The organism is Pseudomonas sp. GW823-FHT05G12 (assembly GCF_058795575.1).
Genome location: NZ_CM179501.1, coordinates 4,894,573 through 4,916,425, shown reverse-complemented (window position 1 = coordinate 4,916,425; position 21,853 = coordinate 4,894,573). Strand labels below are relative to the sequence as shown.

At 62.6% G+C, this 21,853-nt stretch carries 18 protein-coding genes, 1 tRNA gene and 1 pseudogene; 6 read left to right on the top strand and 14 right to left on the bottom strand.

Going from position 1 to position 21,853, the window contains the following annotated elements; translation table 11 throughout:
* Positions 1 to 79: 79 nt before the first annotated feature.
* Entirely contained in the window at positions 80 to 1,717 is a 1,638-nt protein-coding gene (locus AC3RCM_RS22490) for a 5-guanidino-2-oxopentanoate decarboxylase (RefSeq protein ID WP_064491131.1), read from the top strand.
* 123 nt (positions 1,718 to 1,840) lie between these two features.
* Here AC3RCM_RS22490 and AC3RCM_RS22485 read toward each other — a convergent pair whose 3' ends face one another.
* Positions 1,841 to 2,761 carry an AraC family transcriptional regulator gene (locus AC3RCM_RS22485; RefSeq protein ID WP_003251974.1) on the bottom strand — a complete coding sequence of 307 codons (921 nt, stop codon included), beginning with the start codon at positions 2,759 to 2,761 and terminating at the stop codon, positions 1,841 to 1,843.
* Positions 2,762 to 2,963: 202 nt separating this feature from the next.
* Here AC3RCM_RS22485 and AC3RCM_RS22480 point away from each other — a divergent pair, with 202 nt between their 5' ends.
* Positions 2,964 to 3,257, top strand: coding sequence for a putative quinol monooxygenase (locus tag AC3RCM_RS22480; RefSeq protein WP_010952504.1), 294 nt, complete (start codon positions 2,964 to 2,966; stop codon positions 3,255 to 3,257).
* A gap of 16 nt (positions 3,258 to 3,273) precedes the next feature.
* Entirely contained in the window at positions 3,274 to 3,540 is a 267-nt protein-coding gene (locus tag AC3RCM_RS22475; protein ID WP_014859143.1) for a hypothetical protein, read from the top strand.
* Here the strand turns inward: AC3RCM_RS22475 and AC3RCM_RS22470 are convergent, their stop codons facing one another.
* The 6 genes from AC3RCM_RS22470 to bglX all read right to left on the bottom strand — a co-directional run bounded on the left by AC3RCM_RS22470 (position 3,541) and on the right by bglX (position 12,012).
* Positions 3,541 to 4,146 carry a flavin reductase family protein gene (locus AC3RCM_RS22470; protein WP_492629151.1) on the bottom strand — a complete coding sequence of 202 codons (606 nt, stop codon included), beginning with the start codon at positions 4,144 to 4,146 and terminating at the stop codon, positions 3,541 to 3,543.
* Positions 4,147 to 4,265: 119 nt separating this feature from the next.
* Positions 4,266 to 4,631, bottom strand: coding sequence for a hypothetical protein (locus AC3RCM_RS22465; RefSeq protein ID WP_012053623.1), 366 nt, complete (start codon positions 4,629 to 4,631; stop codon positions 4,266 to 4,268).
* Positions 4,632 to 4,931: 300 nt separating this feature from the next.
* Positions 4,932 to 6,251: an MFS transporter gene (locus tag AC3RCM_RS22460; protein ID WP_003251986.1), complete on the bottom strand. Its 1,320-nt coding sequence runs from the start codon at positions 6,249 to 6,251 to the stop codon at positions 4,932 to 4,934.
* A gap of 253 nt (positions 6,252 to 6,504) precedes the next feature.
* Positions 6,505 to 7,839 carry a sigma-54-dependent transcriptional regulator gene (locus AC3RCM_RS22455; RefSeq protein WP_104887100.1) on the bottom strand — a complete coding sequence of 445 codons (1,335 nt, stop codon included), beginning with the start codon at positions 7,837 to 7,839 and terminating at the stop codon, positions 6,505 to 6,507.
* Positions 7,833 to 9,590, bottom strand: a complete 1,758-nt coding sequence (locus tag AC3RCM_RS22450; protein ID WP_064491128.1) for an ATP-binding protein — start codon at positions 9,588 to 9,590, stop codon at positions 7,833 to 7,835. The genes AC3RCM_RS22455 and AC3RCM_RS22450 overlap by 7 nt, the downstream gene beginning before the upstream one ends.
* 130 nt (positions 9,591 to 9,720) lie before the next feature.
* Positions 9,721 to 12,012: a beta-glucosidase BglX gene (gene bglX / locus AC3RCM_RS22445; protein ID WP_198747812.1), complete on the bottom strand. Its 2,292-nt coding sequence runs from the start codon at positions 12,010 to 12,012 to the stop codon at positions 9,721 to 9,723.
* 186 nt (positions 12,013 to 12,198) lie between these two features.
* Between bglX and AC3RCM_RS22440 the strand changes: the two genes are divergently transcribed.
* Both AC3RCM_RS22440 and AC3RCM_RS22435 read left to right on the top strand, forming a co-directional pair.
* A complete protein-coding gene (locus AC3RCM_RS22440) occupies positions 12,199 to 12,816 on the top strand; it encodes a TPM domain-containing protein (RefSeq protein ID WP_104887101.1) in 618 nt (205 codons plus the stop codon).
* A 166-nt stretch (positions 12,817 to 12,982) separates the two neighbouring features.
* Positions 12,983 to 14,197 carry a class I SAM-dependent methyltransferase gene (locus AC3RCM_RS22435; RefSeq protein WP_104887102.1) on the top strand — a complete coding sequence of 405 codons (1,215 nt, stop codon included), beginning with the start codon at positions 12,983 to 12,985 and terminating at the stop codon, positions 14,195 to 14,197.
* A 32-nt stretch (positions 14,198 to 14,229) separates the two neighbouring features.
* Here the strand turns inward: AC3RCM_RS22435 and AC3RCM_RS22430 are convergent, their stop codons facing one another.
* The 7 genes and pseudogenes from AC3RCM_RS22430 to AC3RCM_RS22400 all read right to left on the bottom strand — a co-directional run bounded on the left by AC3RCM_RS22430 (position 14,230) and on the right by AC3RCM_RS22400 (position 21,164).
* Positions 14,230 to 15,240, bottom strand: coding sequence for a DUF4917 family protein (locus AC3RCM_RS22430; protein ID WP_409263680.1), 1,011 nt, complete (start codon positions 15,238 to 15,240; stop codon positions 14,230 to 14,232).
* Between the two features lie 204 nt (positions 15,241 to 15,444).
* Positions 15,445 to 17,151, bottom strand: coding sequence for a SulP family inorganic anion transporter (locus AC3RCM_RS22425; protein ID WP_492629150.1), 1,707 nt, complete (start codon positions 17,149 to 17,151; stop codon positions 15,445 to 15,447).
* Positions 17,152 to 17,361: 210 nt separating this feature from the next.
* Positions 17,362 to 17,435: transfer RNA gene (locus AC3RCM_RS22420), tRNA-Gly, on the bottom strand.
* Positions 17,436 to 17,546: 111 nt separating this feature from the next.
* Positions 17,547 to 18,434, bottom strand: coding sequence for a (R)-3-hydroxydecanoyl-ACP:CoA transacylase (phaG, locus tag AC3RCM_RS22415; RefSeq protein WP_010952516.1), 888 nt, complete (start codon positions 18,432 to 18,434; stop codon positions 17,547 to 17,549).
* A gap of 336 nt (positions 18,435 to 18,770) precedes the next feature.
* On the bottom strand, positions 18,771 to 19,469 hold the full coding sequence (locus AC3RCM_RS22410; RefSeq protein ID WP_004575157.1) for a pseudouridine synthase: 699 nt from the start codon (positions 19,467 to 19,469) through the stop codon (positions 18,771 to 18,773).
* An 8-nt stretch (positions 19,470 to 19,477) separates the two neighbouring features.
* A complete protein-coding gene (locus AC3RCM_RS22405; RefSeq protein WP_003252007.1) occupies positions 19,478 to 19,690 on the bottom strand; it encodes a cysteine-rich CWC family protein in 213 nt (70 codons plus the stop codon).
* Positions 19,683 to 21,164: pseudogene (locus AC3RCM_RS22400) on the bottom strand (sensor domain-containing diguanylate cyclase). Before AC3RCM_RS22400 ends, AC3RCM_RS22405 begins: the two are co-directional and overlap by 8 nt.
* A 212-nt stretch (positions 21,165 to 21,376) precedes the next feature.
* On the opposite strand from AC3RCM_RS22400, the gene AC3RCM_RS22395 reads away from it, so the two are divergent.
* A complete protein-coding gene (locus AC3RCM_RS22395; protein ID WP_492629149.1) occupies positions 21,377 to 21,826 on the top strand; it encodes a hypothetical protein in 450 nt (149 codons plus the stop codon).
* Positions 21,827 to 21,853: the final 27 nt, after the last annotated feature.

Below are 21,853 nucleotides of genomic sequence, written 5' to 3'. Positions count from 1 at the left end.
GTGTTTTTTTACATTGTGGCGATAGCCGTGGCTTGGGTCCAATAAGGGCATACCCCAACAAGATTCATGGTGATCCCTGATGGCAACCTGCGGCGAAGTACTGGTCAAACTCCTTGAAGGCTATGGCGTCGATCATGTCTTTGGCATCCCCGGTGTACATACCGTGGAGCTCTATCGTGGCCTGGCGGGCTCTTCCATTCGCCACATCACCCCGCGTCATGAGCAAGGTGCCGGGTTCATGGCTGACGGCTATGCGCGCACCCGCGGCAAACCCGGGGTGTGCTTCATCATCACTGGCCCGGGCATGACCAATATCACCACTGCCATGGGCCAGGCCTATGCCGACTCGATCCCGATGCTGGTGATTTCCAGCGTGCAGTCCCGTGACCAACTGGGCGGTGGCCGTGGCAAGTTGCACGAGCTGCCCAACCAAGCCGCGCTGGTATCGGGTGTGGCGGCGTTTTCCCACACCTTGATGAGTGCAGCCGACTTGCCGCAGGTGCTGGCCCGGGCATTTGCCGTGTTCGACAGTGCCCGGCCACGCCCGGTGCATATCGAAATCCCGCTCGATGTGCTGGTTGAACCGGCCGACTTCCTGCTGCCGGGCCGCCCTGTACGTGGCAGTCGGGCTGGGGCTGCACCGCAGGCCGTGGCGCAGATGGCTGAGCGACTGGCCAGTGCACGTCGGCCGCTGATTCTGGCCGGTGGCGGGGCGTTGGCTGCGGGCGCTGCGCTGGCACGCCTTGCTGAACACCTTCAGGCCCCGGTGGCGCTGACCATCAATGCCAAAGGCTTGCTGCCTGCCAGCCACCCATTGCAGATCGGCTCGACCCAGTCGTTACCGGCCACACGGGCGCTGGTGGCCGAGGCTGACGTGGTGCTGGCGATCGGCACCGAACTGGCCGAAACCGATTATGACGTGACCTTCAAGGGTGGCTTCGAGATCCCGGGCAGTCTGCTGCGCATTGACATCGACCCGGACCAGACCGTGCGTAATTATCTGCCGGAGCTGGCGCTGGTGGCCGATGCCGAGCTGGCAGCCGTAGCGCTGCTCGGTGCCTTGCAAGCTCAGCCGCAGCCAGTGCACGAAAGCACTTGGGGCGTGGCCCGCGTGGCCGACCTGCGCAAGGTCCTGGCGGCAGACTGGGACCAGCCCACCCTGAGCCAGACGCGTTTGCTGAGCGCCATACTGGAGCGCCTGCCGAATGCGATTCTGGTGGGCGACTCGACCCAACCTGTGTACACCGGCAACCTGACACTCGACATGCAGCAGCCACGCCGCTGGTTCAACGCCTCGACCGGTTACGGCACCTTGGGTTACGCGTTGCCAGCAGCCATGGGCGCCTGGTTGGGCAGTGCCGAGCAGGCCGTCGAACGCGCTCCGGCGGTGTGCCTGATTGGTGATGGTGGTTTGCAGTTCACCCTGCCGGAACTGGCCAGTGCAGTGGAGGCGCAGGTACCGCTGATCGTACTGCTGTGGAATAACCAGGGGTACGAGGAAATCAAGAAATACATGGTCAATCGGGCGATCGAGCCGGTCGGGGTGGATATCCATACCCCGGATTTCATCGGCGTGGCGCGGGCGTTGGGCGCGGCAGCAGAGAACGTGGCCGATATCGCCCAATTGCAGGCCGCGCTCGGGCAAGCGGTGGAGCGCAAGGGGCCGACCTTGATTCAGGTGGACCAGAATCAGTGGCAGGCCGCGGTATTGGGTTGAAGCATTGCGATTGCCTGTATCGGCCTCTCGCGCCTGCAGGCAGCGCGCAATTTTCGCATCTGTACAAAAACCTGTAGGAGCGGGTTTACCCGCGAAAGCGCCGGTGCAGGCGAATGTCGAGCTTCAGACCGCAGTAGCCCGCAACCGAGCCACATCACGAATCGGCGGCGCGCCGTAAAGCCGGCTGTATTCACGGCTGAACTGCGACGGGCTTTCATAACCCACCCGATAAGCCGCCACCGCCGCCTCCAGCCCGTCGTTCAACATCAGCCGCCGCGCCTCCTGCAGGCGCAGCTGCTTCTGGTACTGAAGCGGGCTCATCGAGGTCACGGCCTTGAAGCGGTGGTGCAAGGTCGAGGTGCTGAGGTTGACCTCACGGGCCAGGTCCTCGATACGCAGCGGCTGTTGGAAGTTGTTGTTGAGCCAAGTGATGGCCTGGCAAACCCGGTGGGTCTGGCTGTTGGCCAAGGCAATTTCATACAGCCGGTAACCCTGCGGCCCACGCAGCAGGCGGTAGAGAATCTCGCGGCGAAACAGCGGCGCCAGCATTGCGATGTCGCGGGGGGTGTCCAGCAGCCGCAGCAACCGCAGCAGGGCATCGAGTAACGCGGCATCTGTCCTTTCCACATACAAACCACGGCCGGAAGGCCTATTGGGTACCAGCATCGGCCCGCTTTCGGCGATCAGCTGGCTGATCTCGGCCGGGTCCAGGTCCATGCGCAGGCCCAGGCTTGGGTTCTCGGGGCTGGCATCCAGCCTTACGGCACTGAGTGGCAAGGTCACCGAAACGACCATGTAATGCAGTGGGTCGTAGGCGTACTGCTCGTCACCCAGGAACAGGCTTTTGCTGCCCTGGGCAAGGATGCACAGGGCAGGCTGCGCCAGGGTGGGTACAGAACGCACATTTTCGGTGTAACGCACCAGGTACAGGTCATCGATGGCCGATGCTGGGCCATAGGGCTCGCCCGCGTGGCGGTTGATCAGCTCGGCCAGCTCCAGGCGCTGCAATTCCAGGGTCGGTTCGGTGGACGTGGCGGTGGTCATGATGGCTTTCCTCTGCTGACCGACGCAGCATAGGTTTGAGCAAAGACGGGCGCTAGTCGAAAGCTGCATGTGGATTGCCTGATCCTGCCGCGCAGCAGGATCAGGCAATCGACATGCAGTAATGGCCTAACGCGCCGCGCGGGTGAGCGCCTAACCTTGGCAGCCTGGCTTTTCCGTCCGCCTGCTTCAAGGAGATTGTGCAATGACCCTTAAACAACCGGTCACCCACCTTGCTTTCATCCGTGCCAGCAGCGGGCGCTCGGCAGAGCTGGGCGCGCGCCTGCGTGACCTGCTCGAGCCCTCGCTGCGTACACCGGGTTGCCTGAGTTTTACCGTGCAGCGTTCTCAGGCTGATGCTGACCTGTGGTTGCTCAGCGGAAGCTGGCAGGACCAGCAGGCGATGAGTGGTTACTTTGCTTCGCCGACACTGGAGGTGTTCGGTGAGCTGGTGCAGGCCCAGGTGGTCAGCAGCCTGGACTTGCATACCTTCGATTGAGCGTGAATGAGGTAAAGTGACGCCCTTGTTCAATCACGCGGACAGCAACATGGCACGTAGGGAATTCACTCATTTCGAAGCGGTATCGGCGATGGTGCCGGTGGAAGGTGGCGGCTATAACGCAGCCATCGCGGTCAAAGCCTTGGGCATGGGCGGCGCGCCGCGCTTTCACAAGGTTCTCGACGGGCAGGTGTTCAAGGGCGCCGTGGCCGCCGACGAAGCGGCCACCGCCGAGCTGCAACGCCTGCAGGGCGTCAGCGAAGAGGGTGAGCTGGTCTGGTGATCAGGCCGGCGGTCGGGCCATCTTGAACAGGTTGCCCAGCTCGAAATAATCCGCCGGGCCACCCCCACGCAGGATTGGCTCGGCGGCAGCGGTATCGTAGATGCCGTTGTTCAACAGGTGCTCGGCAATGTGCACCGCCACCACTTCTCCAAGGATCAGCCAGCTGGGCACCTGTTCCTGGTCGGCCCGCTTGAGCTGGACGATCTGGCTGACCTTGCACTCGAAGGCTACCGGCGTTTCACCCACGCGCGGCACCTTGACGATGCTAGACGGTGCGGCAGTGAGGCCGCTCAATTCGAATTCGTTCACTTCGGCAGCGACCGGTGCGCAGCTCAGGTTCATTTGCTCGGCCAGTGGGCGGGTGGCCAGGTTCCAGACGAAATCACCGGTCTGCTCGATGTTGTTCAGGCTGTCTTTGCGCCCGACGCTGCAGAAACCGATGATCGGCGGGATGTAGTTGAACGCATTGAAGAAGCTGTAAGGCGCCAGGTTCAGGCGGCCTTCGCGGTCCTGAGAGGAGATCCAGCCGATCGGGCGGGGACCGACGATGGCATTGAACGGGTCGTGCGGCAGGCCGTGGCCTTTGGCGGGTTCGTAGTAATACATCTGTGCTGGGCTTGTTGGCCCTACCTCCTGATGGACAAGGTGCCTAGTGTGCCAAGCCTGAGCTCGCCTGCAAATGATCAAGCCCGGCCGAAGCCGGGCTGGGTGCTCGCAATCAGGTATCAGCTGATGCGGTGCGCATTGGTGCGGTCGAAGCCGTCTTCAGCGAAGCGTTGGCCACCGGTGCGGTCGAAGCCGTCTTCAGCGAAGCGTTGACCACCGGTGCGGTCGAAGCCGTCTTCAGCGAAGCGTTGGCCACCGGTGCGGTCGAAGCCGTCTTCGGCGAAGCGCTGGCCACCGGTGCGGTCGAAGCCGTCTTCGGCGAAGCGCTGGCCGCCGGTGCGGTCGAAGCCGTCTTCAGCGTAGCTGGCTGACTGGGTTTGAACCGCGGCAAAGGTGTGAGCGTCGGTCCGGTCGAAGCCATCTTCGGCGAAGGCGCCAGCTGCGAAAACCGAGAGGGCCAGGGTAAGGATCAGTTTGTTTTTCATGGTCGTTGCTCCAGGGGTTTGTGAGTTGTTTGTTTCTATGGGTTTAATCCTACGCCGAATAATTTGATTAAAAAGCGCAAAAAATAGTGCTAAATAATCCATTTGTTCGATGTATTTGGGCGCGTATGTCGTGCTTCAGGCCGCAAGGCTGGCTTGGGAGCGTTCGCGCGGGCGCCAACGTTCTGCCAGCCATTGCAGCTTGCCAAGGTGGAATTAATAGGGCGTTAAGAAGGAAAAGTCTGAATAGAAAAGGGGCGCTCCATGCAATGGAGCGCCCCTTTTAGTACTGCCAGGCCAGCGTTACTCAGTGGTAATCCGCGAGTGCTGCTTGGTGTCTTTCATGGTCGCGTAAACCAGCAGCGAGCAGGCGATACAGGCGGTGACGTACCAGTAGAAGCCGCTCTCCATGCCAGCGCTCTTGAACCACAGGGCCACGTATTCGGCGGTGCCACCGAAGATCGACACCGTCAGGGCATACGGCAGGCCAACGCCCAGGGCGCGAATCTCGGTAGGGAACAGCTCGGCTTTGACCACGGCGTTGATCGAGGTATAGCCGCTTACGATGATCAGGGCGGCCATGATCAGGAAGAACGCACCCCACCAGGTCTGGATGGTGTGCAGGGTGCTGAGGATGGGGACGGTGAACAGGGTGCCGAGCACACCGAAAGCGATCAGGATCGGACGGCGGCCAATCTTGTCGGACAGACCACCGATCACCGGCTGCAGGCACATGAACAGGAACAGCGTGGCGGCCGAGATGGTGGTCGAGTCACTGATGCTCATGCCCACGGTGTTGACCAGGTATTTCTGCATGTAGGTGGTGTAGGTGTAGAAGGCCAGGGTGCCGCCCATGGTCAGACCGACGACGGTCATCAGCTCCTTGGGGTGACGCAGCAGGGTGCGCATCAGGCTTTCCTTGGCCTTTTCCTTCTTGGTGAACGAGGCGGTTTCTTCCATGCCGCGACGCAGGTACAGGGCCACCACCGCGCACAGCGCACCGATCACGAACGGCACGCGCCAGCCCCAGGCGTACAACTGCTCGGTGGTCAGGGTCTGTTGCAGGACGATCAGTACCGCCAGGGCGATGAGCTGGCCGGAGATCAGGGTCACGTACTGGAAGCTGGAGAAGAAACCACGGCGCTCCTTGCTGGCCATTTCGCTGAGGTAGGTGGCCGAGGTGCCGTATTCACCACCCACCGACAGGCCCTGCAGCAGGCGCGCGATGACCAGCAGGACAGGTGCGGCGACGCCGATGGTTTCGTAACCCGGGGTCAGGGCGATGACCAGCGAGCCTGCACACATGAGCAGGACCGACGCCATCAGCGCGGCCTTGCGGCCCTTGCGGTCGGCGTACAGGCCCATCAGCCAGCCACCGATCGGGCGCATCAGGAAGCCCACGGCGAAGATCGCGGCGGTATTGAGCAGTTGTGCGGTGGAGTCGCCGGCGGGGAAGAAGGCCTTGGCGAAGTACAGCGAGAATGCGGCGTAGACGTACCAGTCGTACCATTCGACCATGTTGCCGATGGACCCGCTGAAAATCGACTTCAAGCGGCTGGCGGTGGTTTTTTCTGCGGCAGGCGCGGTGGCCGCCCCGGCAGGCAGGGAGGTGGCGTTATCCATCAGGGATACCTTCTCGTTGTTTTTGTGGAGCGCGCCGTGGCGCAGCTTGCCAAGGCAATTGCAGAAGGTGTGCCAAATGGGTGCGGGCTGATTCATTTGAGGGCATCAAATAGCCCGAGCCGGCACAGCAGTGGGTGTTGCGCCGCCCTTTGCAGGAGCGGGCTTGACCGCGAAGGGCTGCAAAGCAGTCCAAAACCTCGACGTCATGAGCGGTTTTTTGCCTACCAGGTCTTGGTCATAAGCGGATTTCCGCTCATGCCTGCCCAATAAAATCCTCACGCACCAGCCCATGCCGTTGCATCTTCTCGTTAAGCGTGCGCCGCGGCAGTTGCAAGGCCTCCATCACCGACTTGATCTCGCCCCCATGTTGACGCAAGGCCGCACGCAGGCATTGCGCCTCGAATGCTTCCATCTGCTCGCCCAGCGACTGCCCGGCAGGTGCCACCTCGATGTTTGGCGAACCCAGCCCCAACGCATGCCGCTCCGCCGCATTGGCCAGTTCACGCACGTTGCCAGGCCAGTCATGTGACAGCAGCTGGGCCAGCTGTGCACCCGATAGCGGCGGGGCCGCGCGACCAAGCTTTTCACCGGCAGCACGGGCAAAGTGTTCGAACAGCAGCGGAATGTCCTCCCGCCGCTCGCGCAGCGGTGCCAGGTGCAATTCGGCGACGTTCAGGCGGTAGGCCAGGTCTTCGCGGAAGCGCCCGGCACGAGCCTCCTCGAGCAGGTCAGGCTTGGTCGCAGCAATGATGCGCAGGTCGACGCTGATGCTCTGGTTGGCCCCCAGGCGCTCCAGTTTCTGCTCCTGTATCACCCGCAACAGCTTGGCCTGTTGGGCCAGGGGCATGCTCTCGATTTCGTCGAGGAACACGGTGCCACCGTTGGCATACTCCAGCTTGCCGATGCGTTTACCCTGGGCGCCCGTGAAGGCGCCGCTCTCATGGCCGAACAGTTCGGCCTCGAACAGCGACTCGGGGATGGCCGCGCAGTTAAGGGCTACAAAGGGCTTGGCGGCACGGGGGCCGAAGTCGTGCAGGCAGCGGGCCACCCGCTCCTTGCCACTGCCGGTTTCACCGCGGATCAGCACGTTCACCGGCAGGCCGGCCAGGTCCAGCACTTGCCGGCGCAGCTGTTGCAGGCCCTGGGACATGCCCAGCAGCGTGCCTTCCAGGCGTGACTTGAGGTCGGCCTGCTCGTGGAGCCGGCGGTTCTCAAGCACCAGCTGGCGTTTTTCAAGGGCGCGGCGCAGGCTGCCCAGCAAATCTTGCGGCGTGAAGGGTTTTTCCAGGAAGTCATAGGCCCCCATGCGCATGGCTTCTACCGCCATCGGTACATCACCGTGACCGGTCAGCAGAATCACGGGCAGGTCGGGGTCGTTCGCCTGCAGGCGTTCGAGCAATTGCAGGCCATCCATGCCCGGCATGCGCACATCGCTGATGATCACCCCAGGGAAGTGCTGCGGCAGGTGTGCCAGGCACGCTTCGGCGCGAGCGAACAACTGCACGCTGAAGCCAGACAGGCTCAGCCATTGCTCGACAGCAGTGCGGATACTGGCTTCATCATCGACGACGATCACCGAATTCAACATACAGGCTCCAGGTCACGGGGCAGGGTAAGGCTCAGGCGCGCGCCGCCAGGCAGGTTTTCGGCCCGCAGCTGGCCGCCGGCCTCGTGGACGATGCCGTAGGAAATGGCCAGGCCCAGCCCTAGCCCTTCCCCCACCGGTTTGGTGGTGAAGAACGGGTCGAAGACCTTGGCCAGGTCGGCTTCGGCAATGCCGCCACCCGAGTCGAGCACACTCAGGCGCCATAGGTCCCCGTCGGGTTCGATGCGGATCTCCAGGCGTTTGTAACGCTTGTCGAGCATGGCGTCGAGTGCATTGTGCAGGAGGTTTATCAGCACCTGCTCCAGGCGGATGGCATCCCCGCGTACCCAGGCCGGGCGTGCCAGGTACAGAGCCACTTCCACTTCCTCGTTGCGAAGGCGCGCTTCCAGCAGGTGCAAGGCCTGGTCGACCACGGTTGCCAGGTCAAGGCGTTCGCGCAGGCCCATCGGGCTGTTGCGGGCAAAGGTTTTCAGGTGGCTGGTAAGTGCTGCCATGCGCGTGAGCATCTGTTCCAGTGGCTCCAGCGCTTGCCGCGCTTCGTCATGGCGACCATGGTCAAGCAGCAGGCGCAGGGTTTCCAGCTGCATACGTTGGGTGGTCAGCGGTTGGTTGATTTCGTGGGCCATGGCCGCCGACATCTGCCCGAGTGCGGCCAGCTTGGCTGATTGCACCAGGCCTTCCTGGGCAGTGCGCAGCTCGCGGGTGCGCTCCTCGACCTGGCGTTCGAGTTCTTGCCGGCTGCGCTGGCGCAGGCGTGCCAGGCGCAGGCGTTGGCTGACGAAAAGGGCGGCGAACACCAGACTCAGCCAGACGGCGGCGGCGCCAAGCGCGGCATTACGGCCGTCGGCAGCGACCTGCGGTTTGCGCAGCAGGTGCAAGGTCCAGTTTTCGCCTTCCAGCGGCAGGCTTTCCCACAGGTACTCGGTACTACCCTCGGGGCCTTGCACGCGGCTAAGGGTGCTGTAGGGGGCAAACCGCGTCAGCACCTGATGGTGTAGCGGCACCAGCGGTTGCTTGTCGTACTGACGGGTTTCGGCCAGCTCGGCACGGTCGGCGCCACTGAGCGGCTGAAGTTCGCGGTAGCGCCAGCCATCCTGGTTTGCGATGAAAGTGATGCCGCGGGCGTCGCTGACCAACAGGATATCGTTGCCCTGTCGCCATTCGCGCTCCAGCTCGGGGAACTCCAGCTTCACCACCATGGCGCCAAGGAATCGGCCGTGCTCGTCGTTCACCGCGCTGGCGAGGAAGTAGCCCGGCACGCCACTGGTCACGCCCACGGCATAGAAGCGTCCACTGCCCTGGCTGCGGGTTTGCTTGAAGTAGGGGCGGAAACCGTAGTTGGAGCCGACGTAGCTGCTGGGCAGCCGCCAGTTGCTGGCGGCAATGGCCAGCCCGGTGCGGTCGAGCAGCTCGAGGGTGGAGGAATTGGCGGCGCCATTGATGCGTTCGAGCTTGAGGTTCAGGGCGTTCTGAACCTTTTCGTCGACCGGGCCGCGCAAGGCTGCGATCAGCTCCGGGTCCAGCGCCAGCACGGCGGGGAGGGCACGGTAGCGATCGATCAGGGTGTGCAGTGCGTTGGCGTACAGGCCCAGTTGCTGACTGGCACGCTTGGCGTCGTCTTCCATGGCCTGGCGCTTGGCCTGGTGCATGGCCCAGCCGGCGCTGAGTGCGGTACCCAGCACGATCAGCAGGGTGATCAGCCCCAGACGCAGGGCGCGAAAGGAAAAGGGCATCGGGGGCGGATCCGGTGGTGGGAGATCGGGGCCTGCCTCTTCGCGGGTAAACCCGCGCCTACAGGGACTCTGCAGCACCTGTAGGCGCGGTTTTACCCGCGAAAAGGCCGGAACAGGCGGCCTTTTTCAGTCAAAGCAATTCAAAGCTCTGCTGCTGCACCGCCTGGGAATCCAGCCCTATCTGGACATTGAACTCCCCTGGTTCGGCAACCCGCTGCAACTGGCCATTGTAGAACTTCAGGTCGTCCTCGCTGATGCGGAAGGTCAACGTGCGGGTTTCACCCGGTTCAAGCATCAGCTTCTGGAAGTTTTTCAGCTCTTTCACTGGGCGGCTCATCGACGCCGACACATCCTGCAGGTACAGCTGCACCACCGTCTCGCCTGCAACCTTGCCGGTGTTCTTGACCGTTACCTTGGCATCCAGCGTATCGCCGCGCTTGAGATCCTTGCTCGACAGGTTCAGGCCCGACAGCTCGAAGCTGCTGTAGCTCAAGCCATAGCCGAACGGATAAAGCGGCCCGTTGGGTTCTTCGAAGTATTGCGAGGTGTAGTTGCCCGGCTTGCCCGGCGTGAACGGCCGGCCGATGCGGGTGTGGTTGTAGTACATCGGGATCTGCCCCACCGACCGTGGGAAGGTAATGGCCAGCTTGCCGGAGGGGTTGTAGTCGCCAAACAGCACGTCGGCGATGGCATTGCCGCCTTCGGTGCCGGCGAACCAGGTTTCCAGGATGGCGTCGGCCTGCTCGCGCTCCCAGCTGATCGACAGCGGCCGGCCGTTCATCAGCACCAGCACCAGCGGTTTGCCGGTGGCCTTGAGCGCCTTGATCAGCTCGCGCTGGCTGGCCGGGATCTCCAGGGTGGTGCGGCTCGACGACTCGTGGGACATGCCGCGGGACTCGCCGACCACTGCGACCACGACGTCGGATTGCTTCGCCGCCTTGACTGCTTCATCGATCAGCACAGCAGGCGGGCGTGGGTCGTCGACGATTTCCGGAGCATCGAAGTTGAGGAAGTTCAGGTAATCGAAGATCGCCTTGTCGCCCGTGACGTTGGAGCCTTTGGCGTAGACCAGCTTGGCCTTGCCCTCCACGGCGCGGCGCAAGCCTTCGCGCACGGTCACCGAGTGAACGGGCTTACCGTCGGCTGCCCAGCTGCCCATCATGTCGATCGGGGCATCGGCCAGCGGGCCGACCAAGGCAATGGTGCCGGCCTTTTTCAGCGGCAGGGTCTGGTTGCGGTTTTCCAGCAGCACCAGGCTGCGGCGTGCCACGTCACGCGCAGCTTCGCGGTGCAGGCGGTCGTTGCCGTAGTAGTCCTTCAGGTCGGTTTCGGCCTTGCCGATGCGCACGTACGGGTCCTTGAACAGGCCCATGTCGTACTTGGCACCCAGCACTTCACGCACCGCCTGGTCCAGCTCGCGCTGGGTCACCTCGCCGGACTTCAGCAGGCCCGGCAGCTCTTCGCCGTACAGGGTATCGTTCATGCTCATGTCGATGCCGGCCTTGATCGCCAGCTTGGCGGCTTCACGGCCGTCACGGGCGACGCCGTGGCGAATCAGTTCCTGGATGGCACCGTGGTCGCTGATGGTCACGCCCTTGAAGCCCCACTCCTTGCGCAGCAGGTCGTTCATCAGCCAGGTGTTGGAGGTGGCCGGTACGCCGTTGATCGAGTTCAGCGCCACCATCACGCCACCGGCACCTGCATCGAGCGCGGCGCGATAGGGTGGCAGGTAGTCGTTGTACATTTTCGGCAGGCTCATATCGACCGTGTTGTAGTCGCGCCCGCCTTCCACGGCGCCATACAAGGCGAAATGCTTGACGATGGCCATGATGCTGTCGGGGTTGGCCGGGCTGCTGCCCTGGAACGAGCGCACCATTACCTGGCCGATTCTCGAAGTCAGGTAGGTGTCTTCGCCGAAACCTTCGCTGGTGCGGCCCCAGCGCGGGTCACGGGCGATATCCACCATTGGCGCGAACGTCATGTCCAGGGCGTCGGCCGAGGCTTCGATCGCGGCGGTGCGGCCGACCTTGGCGACGGCCTCCATGTCCCAGGTCGCGGCCATGCCCAGGCCGATCGGGAAGATGGTGCGCTCGCCGTGGACGGTGTCGTAGGCGAAGAACATCGGGATCTTCAGGCGGCTGCGCATGGCCGCGTCCTGCATCGGCCGGTTTTCGGGGGCTGTGCGTGAGTTGAAGGTGCCACCGATACGGCCGGCGGCGATTTCCTCGCGGATCTTGTCGCGGGGCATTTCCGGGCCGATGCTGATCAGGCGCAACTGGCCGATTTTTTCGGCTTCGGTCATCTGGCTGATCAGATGCTCGATAAAGGCCTGCTTGTCCTGCAGGGGCGGGGCGGTGGGGGCGGCGAGGGCCGCCTGACTGGCAAGGCCCATGGCCAGGCCCAGCAAAGACAGTTTCATCATCAATTCCGTTTTGGGGCCTCTGCCGTATCCACGGTGATACGTGCGCGACCGAAGTTTTCAGGCGGCTATTGTTGTACGATTTGCAGGCAATTCTTCCAGCGGCGGATTATGCCTGAATATGTCGCCTGCGGATGAAGCCCCGAATGCCGGGATAACAACTATAAGAACGCTCAAGAGACCGACGGCATGACCCCCTTCGACGAATACCATCAGCGGCAGATTGCCGAAGCCATTGCCCGTGCCGAACGGCGTACCGATGCCGAACTGGTGACGGTGCTTGCCCGTCGTGCCGACGATTATGCGTATTGGCCGTTGTTGTGGGCCGCCGTGCTGGCACTGACCGTGCCCGGTCTGTTGCACTGGCTGCTGGCTTGGCCCAGCGTGCGTGGCGTGCTGATGGGCAACGTGCTGCTGTTCGTCGTTTTGTGCATGCTGCTGCGCAACCCGCGCCTGGCCGACTGGCTGATCCCCCGTACCTTGCGCCGCTGGCGTGCCTCGCGCCTGGCCCACCAGCAGTTTCGCGAGCAGAACCTGCAGCGCACAGCAGGCGCCACGGGCGTGCTGATTTTCGTCAGCGAGGCGGAGCGGCATGTGGAGATCCTGGTCGATCGGGGTATCGAGCACTGCCTGGATGCCCAAGCCCGCGCGGCCATCGGTGCCCGCTTGGCCGAGCAGGTGCGCCAGGGCCGTACCTTGCAGGGCTTTGTCGAGTGCATCGAAGCGTGTGGCGAGTTGCTTAGCCAGCACGTGCCGCCAACCCATGCACGCAACGAGTTGCCCAACCGCTTGGTGATTCTCGACTGAAGGAGCGTCCAGCCTTGCTGGATTTCCTGTGGGCACAGGCTTGCCTTGGAAACAGGCGACAGGGTGTCTGGCACCGGCTTTGCCGGTGTTCGCGGGCAAGCCCGCTCCCACAGGGTGCTTGGGGCACGTTAGAATAGGCGTTCCGCTTCCCAAGGCCCCCTTTTTCATGTCCGCCAGTACTTCTGCCTCTTGCGCGCCGGATGCGCGCGCTCAGTTTCTCGACCTGCTGAACGCCACCCTGCACGGCGAAACCCTGGTCAAGCTGGTGCTGGCGCGCCATGTCGGTGCCGACCAGACCTTGCAACGGATCATTGCCAAGCCGCTGCAGGTCAAGGGCCAGCCGTGCCTTTCGCTGGTCTACCGCCACCAGACCCGCGACATCACCCGCAACCTGCCGCTGGACCAGGCCCAGGTGCTGGTTGCCGAACTGCTGCCGGACAGCTTCCGCAATGCCCATCTGTTCGATGCTGACGGCGAAGTGCAGCTGACCTTCAGCAAGAAGGGCAAACCGATGCTCCAGCGCCACGGTGCCCAGGCACCGCGCGTGGCCGATGCGGGCAGCGGGCATGACCGCGAGAAGAAGCGTTATCTGGAGCTGTCGCGGCCGTTTCTGCGCGACCTCGGTGTGACCGACGCACAAGGCGCACTGATCCCGTCCATGTCGCGCAAGTGGAAGCAGATCAACAAGTTCATCGAGGTTTTCGACCACGCCCTGGCCAATGCACCGGTGTCTACGGAACAGGCGCTGCGGGTGGCCGACTTCGGTTCGGGCAAGGGCTACCTGACTTTTGCCATGCATGACTACCTGCGCAACAGTTTGGGCCGCGACGCACAGGTCACCGGCGTGGAGCTGCGCCAGGACATGGTCGACCTGTGCAACGCCGCGGCCGCACGCCTCGACCACCCAGGCCTGGAGTTCCAGTGTGGTGATGTGCGCAGCGTGGTGCCTGAGGCCATCGAGGTGATGATCGCCTTGCATGCCTGTGACATCGCTACCGACTACGCCATCCACACCGGCATCCGCTGCAACGCCGCGATCATCATGTGCTCGCCGTGCTGCCACAAGCAGATCCGCCCGCAATTGCACAGCCCAGGGTTGCTGCAACCCATGCTGCAGTATGGCCTGCACCTGGGCCAGCAGGCCGAAATGCTGACCGACAGCCTGCGCGCGCTGTACCTGGAAGCCTGTGGCTATGAAACCAAAGTGTTCGAATTCATCTCGCTGGAGCACACCAACAAGAACAAGATGATTCTTGCGGTGAAGCGGCGGCAGGCGGGAGATAACGGGGCGTTGCTGGAGAAGATTGCCCAGCTCAAGGCGTTCTATGGGGTGCAGGAGCATTGCCTGGAAACGTTGTTGCGCGCGGATGGGTTGCTCTGACGCCACCCACCGGCACGCCTCCGGGGACGCTGTCAGCGCCGAGCAGAGGGCACTTCGATAGCCAATGCTGCCTGCCCCAACGGGTGGGTGCTGGCATCGAAGAAATGCAGCGCCGTCCCCGGCAAATCCCCGAAACGATCTGCAAAATGCTGCTTCTGATTGATCACCGAAGCCTCGCCCAGCGGCCGAATGGCAATGGATAGCTGTTGCGGACGGGCTTGGCGCACAGCGTCGAGCAGGTGCCGGTCACTGCTGTCCAGATGCTGCCCGAACAGGCATATCCCGTGGTTTTCCTGCGCCAGCTGCCCCAGGCACCAGCTCAGGTAGTCCGAGTTGCGGATAGCGCGCAGTTTTTCGTCGCTGCGGTCTTCGTTGACGAACAGCGGTACTTCACCCGGGATGTTCACGGCAAACCCATCGAGCAGTTCGGCACTTTCAGCGCTGCGCTGGCGGGTGGTGCCGTCGGGCAGCTTGAGCAGGTGCAGGCCGCCATGCAGGTGCAGCACCCGGGTGCCTTCGCTGCCGGTGCGTCGCACGTCGAAATAGCCTTGTTCGTCGAACAGTTCGGCGAAGCCACTCGGGGCGTGCTGCACGGCCCATGGCAGCAGCAGGTCGTAGTTGCTGGTGTAGACGCTTCGATAGCCGCGCAGCGCCTGATTGAGGGTTGCCAGTGTGGCCTTCGGCATCAGCGGCCAGGGCAGATGCACTGTGCGCACGGCGTGAATCAACGCTTCCTTGATCGAGTAGTAGCGGTTCAGCGGCGCGGTGGAGTTGATGGCCAGGGCGGCGTTGGTACGCACGGTGGTGTTGAGGGCGCTGAGCACCGGCTCGAACAGTTCCGTGGCCAAGGACTTGAACAGTGCCTGGTCGCTGACCGCCAGGCCTTTCTTGCGGCCTGCGCGTTGCGCTTGCTCGAACAGCGAGAAGTAGCCGAACGGCTTCCATACTGCGCGGCTGGCGCCGTTGCCCAGCAGCAGGGCGTCGCAGGGATGGCGGGCGGCGAGTTCTGGCCAGGGGGTGAGGGTGGCATCGAGAGCGGGCATGCTGAGTCCGTTGGGTGGTGCGGGGAACGGGGCGACTTTAGCATGTCATGCGAGGTGTGCGAGGGTTGGTGTCAGGGCGATGGTTTTGTGTTGTCTGTGCTGGCCCTTTCGCGGGTGAACCCGCCCCTACAAGTCCATGTAGGAGCGGGTTTACCCGCGAAAGGGCCAGCAAAGGCGCAGCACGTTGAACAGGATGAAAGCCGCTCAACCCTGTCCGGTCACCTGCACACTGTGGTTTCGGTTGCGCCACACGCGGTACGCACGAATCCCTGCGCGTACCGAGCCGAATAGCAGTTTTTCTTCCATGTCCCGCGCCATCCCCGAGCGCACCAGCATGCGCAGGAAAGTGCCACGGGCGCGGGCGATGGCGAAGAAGATGCCTTGGGCCGCCAGGGTGTCGCGCACTTCGCGCAGGGCGGCGATGCCGCTGACATCGATGCTGGTTACCGCTTCGGCATCGAACAGCACGGCTTTAGGCTGGTCCTGGCTTTGCACGGCTTCAAGCAGGCGCATCTTGAAATAGTCGGCGTTGAAGAACAGGATGGCGTCGTCGAAGCGGTACACCACCAGGCCAGGCACGGTGCGGGCGTCCTTGAACTTGCGGATGTCGACCTGGCCTTCGGTGCCCGGCAGCCAGCCCAGTACGGCATCGGTGGGCTGGTAGATGCTGTAAAGCAGGCGCAGGATCGCCAGGGTCACGGCAAACACGATGCCGGGCAGCACGCCCAGGCCCAGTACGCCCGCCGTGGTCAGCAGGCACAGCCAGAACTCGAAGCGGCTTAGACGCCGGATATGCCCCAGCGATTTGATGTCGATCAGCCCCCAGCCAGCCATCAGCAGCACGGCGCCCAGCGCAGCCTGCGGGATCCAGGCCATGGGTGCGGTGAAGAACAGCAGGATCAGGGCGATCACCAGTGCCGCGATGATGCCCACCAGCTGGCTTTTGCCACCGACCATGTCGTTGACTGCAGTGCGCGAGTCGGCACCGCTGATGGCAAAGCCCTGGGAAACCCCGGCCGCCAGGTTGCTCACGCCCAGGGCGACGAATTCGTGGTTGGCGTTGATCGCATAGCCATGCCGGGCGGCAAAGCTGCGTGCGGTAAGCATGGCGCTGCAGAAGCTGACGGTGGCGATACCCAGGGCGTCGCGCAGCAGGCTCTTCATTTCCGCCAGGTTGCTGTGTGGCCAGGCCAGTTGCGGGATGCCTGCAGGTACCGGCCCAAGGACGGCAACGCCGAAGCGGTCGAGGCCGAACAGGCCAACCAGCAGCATGAACAGCGCCACTACCGTGAGGGCTGCGGGCAGGCGCGGGTAGCGCCGTGGCAGCCAGATGAGCAGGCCCAGGGCGGCCAGGCCGATGATCAATGTGACCCAGTGAATTTCCCCCAGGCGTTGGAAGAAGTTGATCAGGCTGAGGATGAAACCGTCGCCCTCGATCTGGAAGCCCACCACCTTGGACAGCTGCCCGGCGATCAGGCTCAGGCCGATACCATTGAGGTAGCCGATCAGGATCGGCCGCGAGAAGAAGCTGGCGATGAACCCGGCGCGCGCCAGGCCTGCGGCAATCAACATCACGCCGACCAGTACGGTGACGATCACCGACAGTTCGACGATGCGCTGCGGGTCACCCAGGGCCAGCGGTGCCACGGCACCGGCGATCATTGCGCAGGTGGCGGCGTCGGGGCCGACCATCAGCTGGCGCGAGCTACCGATCAGCGCATAGACCATCATCGGTAGCACACAGGCGTACAGGCCATATTGCGGCGGCAGCCCGACGATCTGCGCATAGGCAATGGCAATGGGAATCTGGATCGCGGCTACCGACAGGCCCGCTTGCAGATCGGCGTGGAACCATTCACGGCGGTAGTGCAGCAGGTTGGCAAGGCCCGGTAGCCAGCGGGATAGAAACATGCGTTGTCCTTTCGAATGTTTTCACGAATCCAGTGAGCATATCCGCCACAAACCGTTTCGCTTGCGCACGCAAAGGCCCGATGCGCATTGAAGCGGATCGGTGGGTAATTGGCCATGGGCCAGGTCAAGGCAGGATGAAAAACGAAAAAAGGAGCCAAGGCTCCTTTTGACTGCGATGACGTTGCTGGAACGCCATGCGGGACTGCGATGTGGAGCGGGTAGAGGGAATCGAACCCTCAACTAAAGCTTGGGAAGCTTTCGTTTTGCCACTAAACTATACCCGCATCTGAGCTCGACTTTTTACCAGAACCTTCAGCGAATTAGAAGCCCAAGTTATAAAAAAGCTTGTCGGCGCCCCGTGGCCTGCGGGTATTGGCTACAAGGCGCCGAGCCGCTCAGATGGCAAATGCATGCTGCCCCTGCTGCACGGGTTGGTAACGTTGGCGGGGTTCACGCACGGTTGGCTTGAGGAAGCCCAGCATGACATTGCGGGTGTTCTCGCAGGCGGTCTTGTTCTCCATGTCCAGGAAGTGGCCCGCATCGCGGATCACGCTGAACTGGCTTCTGCCCACATGCTTGCTGAACTGCCGCGCATCCTCGACTGTGGTGTACTCGTCGCGCTCGCCGTTGATGAACAGCACCGGGATGTTGATATTGCGCGCGCCTTGCAGCGCACGTTCCAGGTCGTGCTCCAGCACCTGGTTGATGTGGAAGTGCATCTGTGCGTACTCGTGGCTGTCCAGGCTGCTCACATGGCGGTAGTTGAAGCGTTTGAACAGCGACGGCAAGTGCTTGCCGATGGTGTCATTGACCAGGTTGCCGACCTGATAACGGTCGCAGGCGGCCAGGTACTGGCAGCCACGGTCCAGATAGTCGCGCATCGGCTCGTTGATCACTGGCGAGAACGAACTCACCACTGCCTTCTTCACGTACCGCGGCTGGTGCGCCAGCGCCAGCAGCGTGCTTGCGCCACCCCACGAAAAAGACATCACGTGGTCTGCCTGGAAGTGCTCGATCAGCTCAAGGAGGATATGCGCCTCGGTCTCCTTGCTGATCAGCCGTTCCTGGCGGTTGTGCGGCTTGGACTTGCCTGAATACGGCTGGTCGAACAGAACCACGTTGAACTGTGGGTGCAGGTTACGTACCGTCTGGGCGAACGAGGCCGTGGTGGCCAGCGAGCCGTTGATCAGGATGATCGTGTTTTCGGCCGCATCCGCGCGATAGAACTCCGTGTAAACCCGATACTGACCTTGGATATCAAGTACAGCGATTTCTGGCCTCATGTCATCGACTCCTGGCGCAAAAAGGGTATTCGCGTCACCTAGGGTGCACGTTCTTTATGACAGGTAGGCATTTGCCTGAAGATAATCCGGGGGCCCTGTGTCGATCCTTGGCACTTGCGTCGACGGTATTGTTTTTGGCGGGCAATTTGCCGTGCCCCAAGGCATCTAGGCTTTGGGTGGCCGGCAAAAAGTGTCATTGGCTGCAGGTGTGACTTGGTAGTCACATGCAGACTGACGATTTGGATTCAAGCAGTGGGTTGGGGATCGCGCAAGTGCCGTTCGGTAAGTAATGTGACTTTTGTCGCTGAGCGGTCGTGTGACGACACCGGCTGTCTGTCACGCCTGGACAGTGGCTATCTCATTGGCCGTCAGTTCACGATACTCCCCCGGCGCCAACCCCGGATCCAGCCGGATCGCTCCCATGCTCTCCCGATGCAGCCCCACCACCTTGTTGTTGAAGTGCCCGAACATGCGCTTGACCTGGTGGTACCGCCCCTCGACGATCGCCAGCCGGGCTCGGTGGGGGCCGAGGATGTCCAGCTGGGCTGGTTGGGTGGTGAGGTCTTCGAAGGCAAAATAGAAACCCTCGCGAAACTTGGCCACATAGTGCTCGCCAATCTCGTCCTCGGTGTCCACCAGATAATGCTTGGGCAGCTTTGTGGCAGGCTGGGTCAGGCGCCGTGACCACTGGCCATCGTTGGTCAGGATCATCAGGCCGGTGGTGTTGAAATCCAGGCGCCCGGCTATGTGCAGGTCATCTCGCAACGCCGTGGGCAGCAGGTCGAGAACGGTACGGTGTTGCGGATCGTGGGTGGCGCTTACGCAGCCAGTGGGCTTGTACAGCATCAGGTAGCGGGCGGGCCGGCCGGCCTGCAGCAGTTGCTCGTCCAGCTCTACGCGGCTGAATTCACGCACGTCGGTCAGCGGGTCACTGGCGACCTTGCCGTCCACCCGCACGCGGCGTTGCGCCAGCATCAGACGAACTTGCTGGCGGTTGTAGCTGGGCAGGTTGGCGAGGAAACGGTCAAGGCGCATGGCAACGATCAGTGGGCAGCGGATGGACGGAGCTGTTCTTCAACGGCGGCGCAGCGCGGGCACAGACAGGCCTTGTTGCGCAGTTCATCGGGCAGGGCCTGGAGCACGGCCGGGTCGATGGTCACGCTGTAGCACCAACACGCCTGGGTGGCACGGCGTGGGTCGGCCAGGCTGCACTGGTTGAGGGCACCGCAAGCGGGGCAGTGTTGCTTGTCATTCATGGCGGGTTTCACTGCAGACGCGGTTGCGGCCAGCCTGCTTGGCACGATAAAGCGCGCGGTCGGCGCGGGTCAGCAGGGCGTGCAGGGTATCCCCCGGTTGCAGGCTGCTCAGGCCGATGCTGGTGGTCAGTCGCAGCGGCTGGTTGTCGTAACTGAAGGTCAGCTGTTCGGTGCGTCGCCGGATCTTTTCCGCCACCTCGACGGCCTGGCTGCCTTCAGCTTCGCGCAGCAGCACGATGAATTACTCACCGCCCCAGCGGCACAGTATATCTGACTGACGCAGGCTGCCTTGCAGCACATTGGCGAATTGACGTAGCACTTCGTCACCTGCCAGGTGGCCGTGGTTGTCGTTCAGTGCCTTGAAGTGGTCCAGATCAATCAGCAAGGCCACCAGAGGGCTATTGTCGCGCCGGGCTTCTCGCAGCGCCTGGGCGGCGAGCAGGTCGAAGCTGCGCCGGTTGTGCAAGCCGGTGAGGCTGTCGAGCGTGGCCAAGGCTTCGGTGCTGGCCTGGTGGCGGCGGACCATGGCATGCACCAGTGCCAGCACCACCAGGGTGATCATCGTACAGATCGCCAGGTTCAGGTACAGCGCCTGGCGAATGCGGTCGAGGACGCCGGTTTCGCGTTTGTCCACCAACAGGTACCAGTCCAGTTCGGGAAGGTGGCGAACGTTGAGAAAGTGGCTGTGGTTTTCGCTGTCATGGTACTCGTGGCTGCCTTCGCCCGGCACCCTCTGCTCGGCCAGCATGGCTTTCAGATCAGGGTTGTCGCTGAGTGACTGGCCAACTTGCAAACCATGCGGGCCACCCTCGGAGCCGGTCAACAGCACCTTGCCTTTGGCATCCGTGAATAGCACCGCGCGCTGGTAGCGGCGTTGGTACTGATCGATCAGCTTGACCACCGACGATACGCTCAGCCCTACGCCTGCCGCGCCGATGAAGCGCTGCTGGTAGTCGTGCACCTGGTAGTTGATGAACACGGTCAGGCTGTCCTGGTTGGCCATGTCCAGGTCGACGTTGATCTCATAAGGGGCCTTGAGTTCACGCAGACGGAAATACCAGGCATCACGCCAGGTGCCCGGTTCGACGTGCTTGAGCACGCCTTTGGCCTGGTAGTAGGTCCGCGTGCGATCGGACACGAAAAAGGACGTGAAGATGTCCTGCTTGCCCATGACCTCGCTCAGGTAGCGGGTCATGCGTTCGGTATCCTGCTCGCCGGACAGCACCCAGTCGCGCAGGAAGGTGTCCTGGGCCATCATCGAGGCGATCAGCACCGGGCGGATCAGGTCTTTCTGGATTTCCGAGTAGACAGTGTCGGAGGTCAGCGGCAATTCGGTATTGATGATGCCGTCGCGGATGGCGCTTCGCGAGGAGAAGTAGCTGAGCAGCGAAGTGGCCAGGAAGCCGCAGGCCAGTAACACGAGCAGGGTAACGATCAGCGAGCGTTGCGAGAACAGAGCGGAACGTAAGGGCATGATCTTCCCGTGATGTGTGCCGAGCCGCTTATTCTAGAGAGATGGCCGACAAATGACTGCAAGTTTTTCAGGGTTATTTCAGCTGTATCAAGTTATTGCAGAAATGGCACTGCACCTGCGCGCCGCTGTCTTAGTCAATGTCGATTGACGCATCTCGTATCGACGCTCGCCAGCGCCGCTGTTCGGGCACTCCAGCGGTCCAGGAGGCCGCCATGTCCTATCGAATCCTGTTGATCGCCCTGCTGGGGCTGATGACTTCGGCCTGCGCCCCGTACTATGAACGCGGGGGCTACTACCGTTCGGACTACTACTCCACCGACCGCTATGTGGCGCCGGGGTATTACCGCGATGACCGGTACTATGTAGCGCCTGCGCCGCGCTACTACTATCAGCCTGCTCCCCGTTACTACAATCGGTCGGCCCCTGTGCCCCATTACCGGCCCTATCCGCAGCCGAGGATGAACCAGTGGCATGGCAACCCGCGCTATGACTACGGCAATCGCCAGCGGCAAGACTACCGGCAGGACCGGGATCGCCATGACTATCGCAATGACAGCCAGCGTTACCGGCAGGGCGACCGGCACTCCAATCGGCAGGTTGACGACCGCGGGCGCTGGGACGGGCGGGGCGGGCAGGGGCGAGGAGGAAACTGGCAGCGCTAGCTGAGCGGAGGCGGGGGCTGAAAAGCA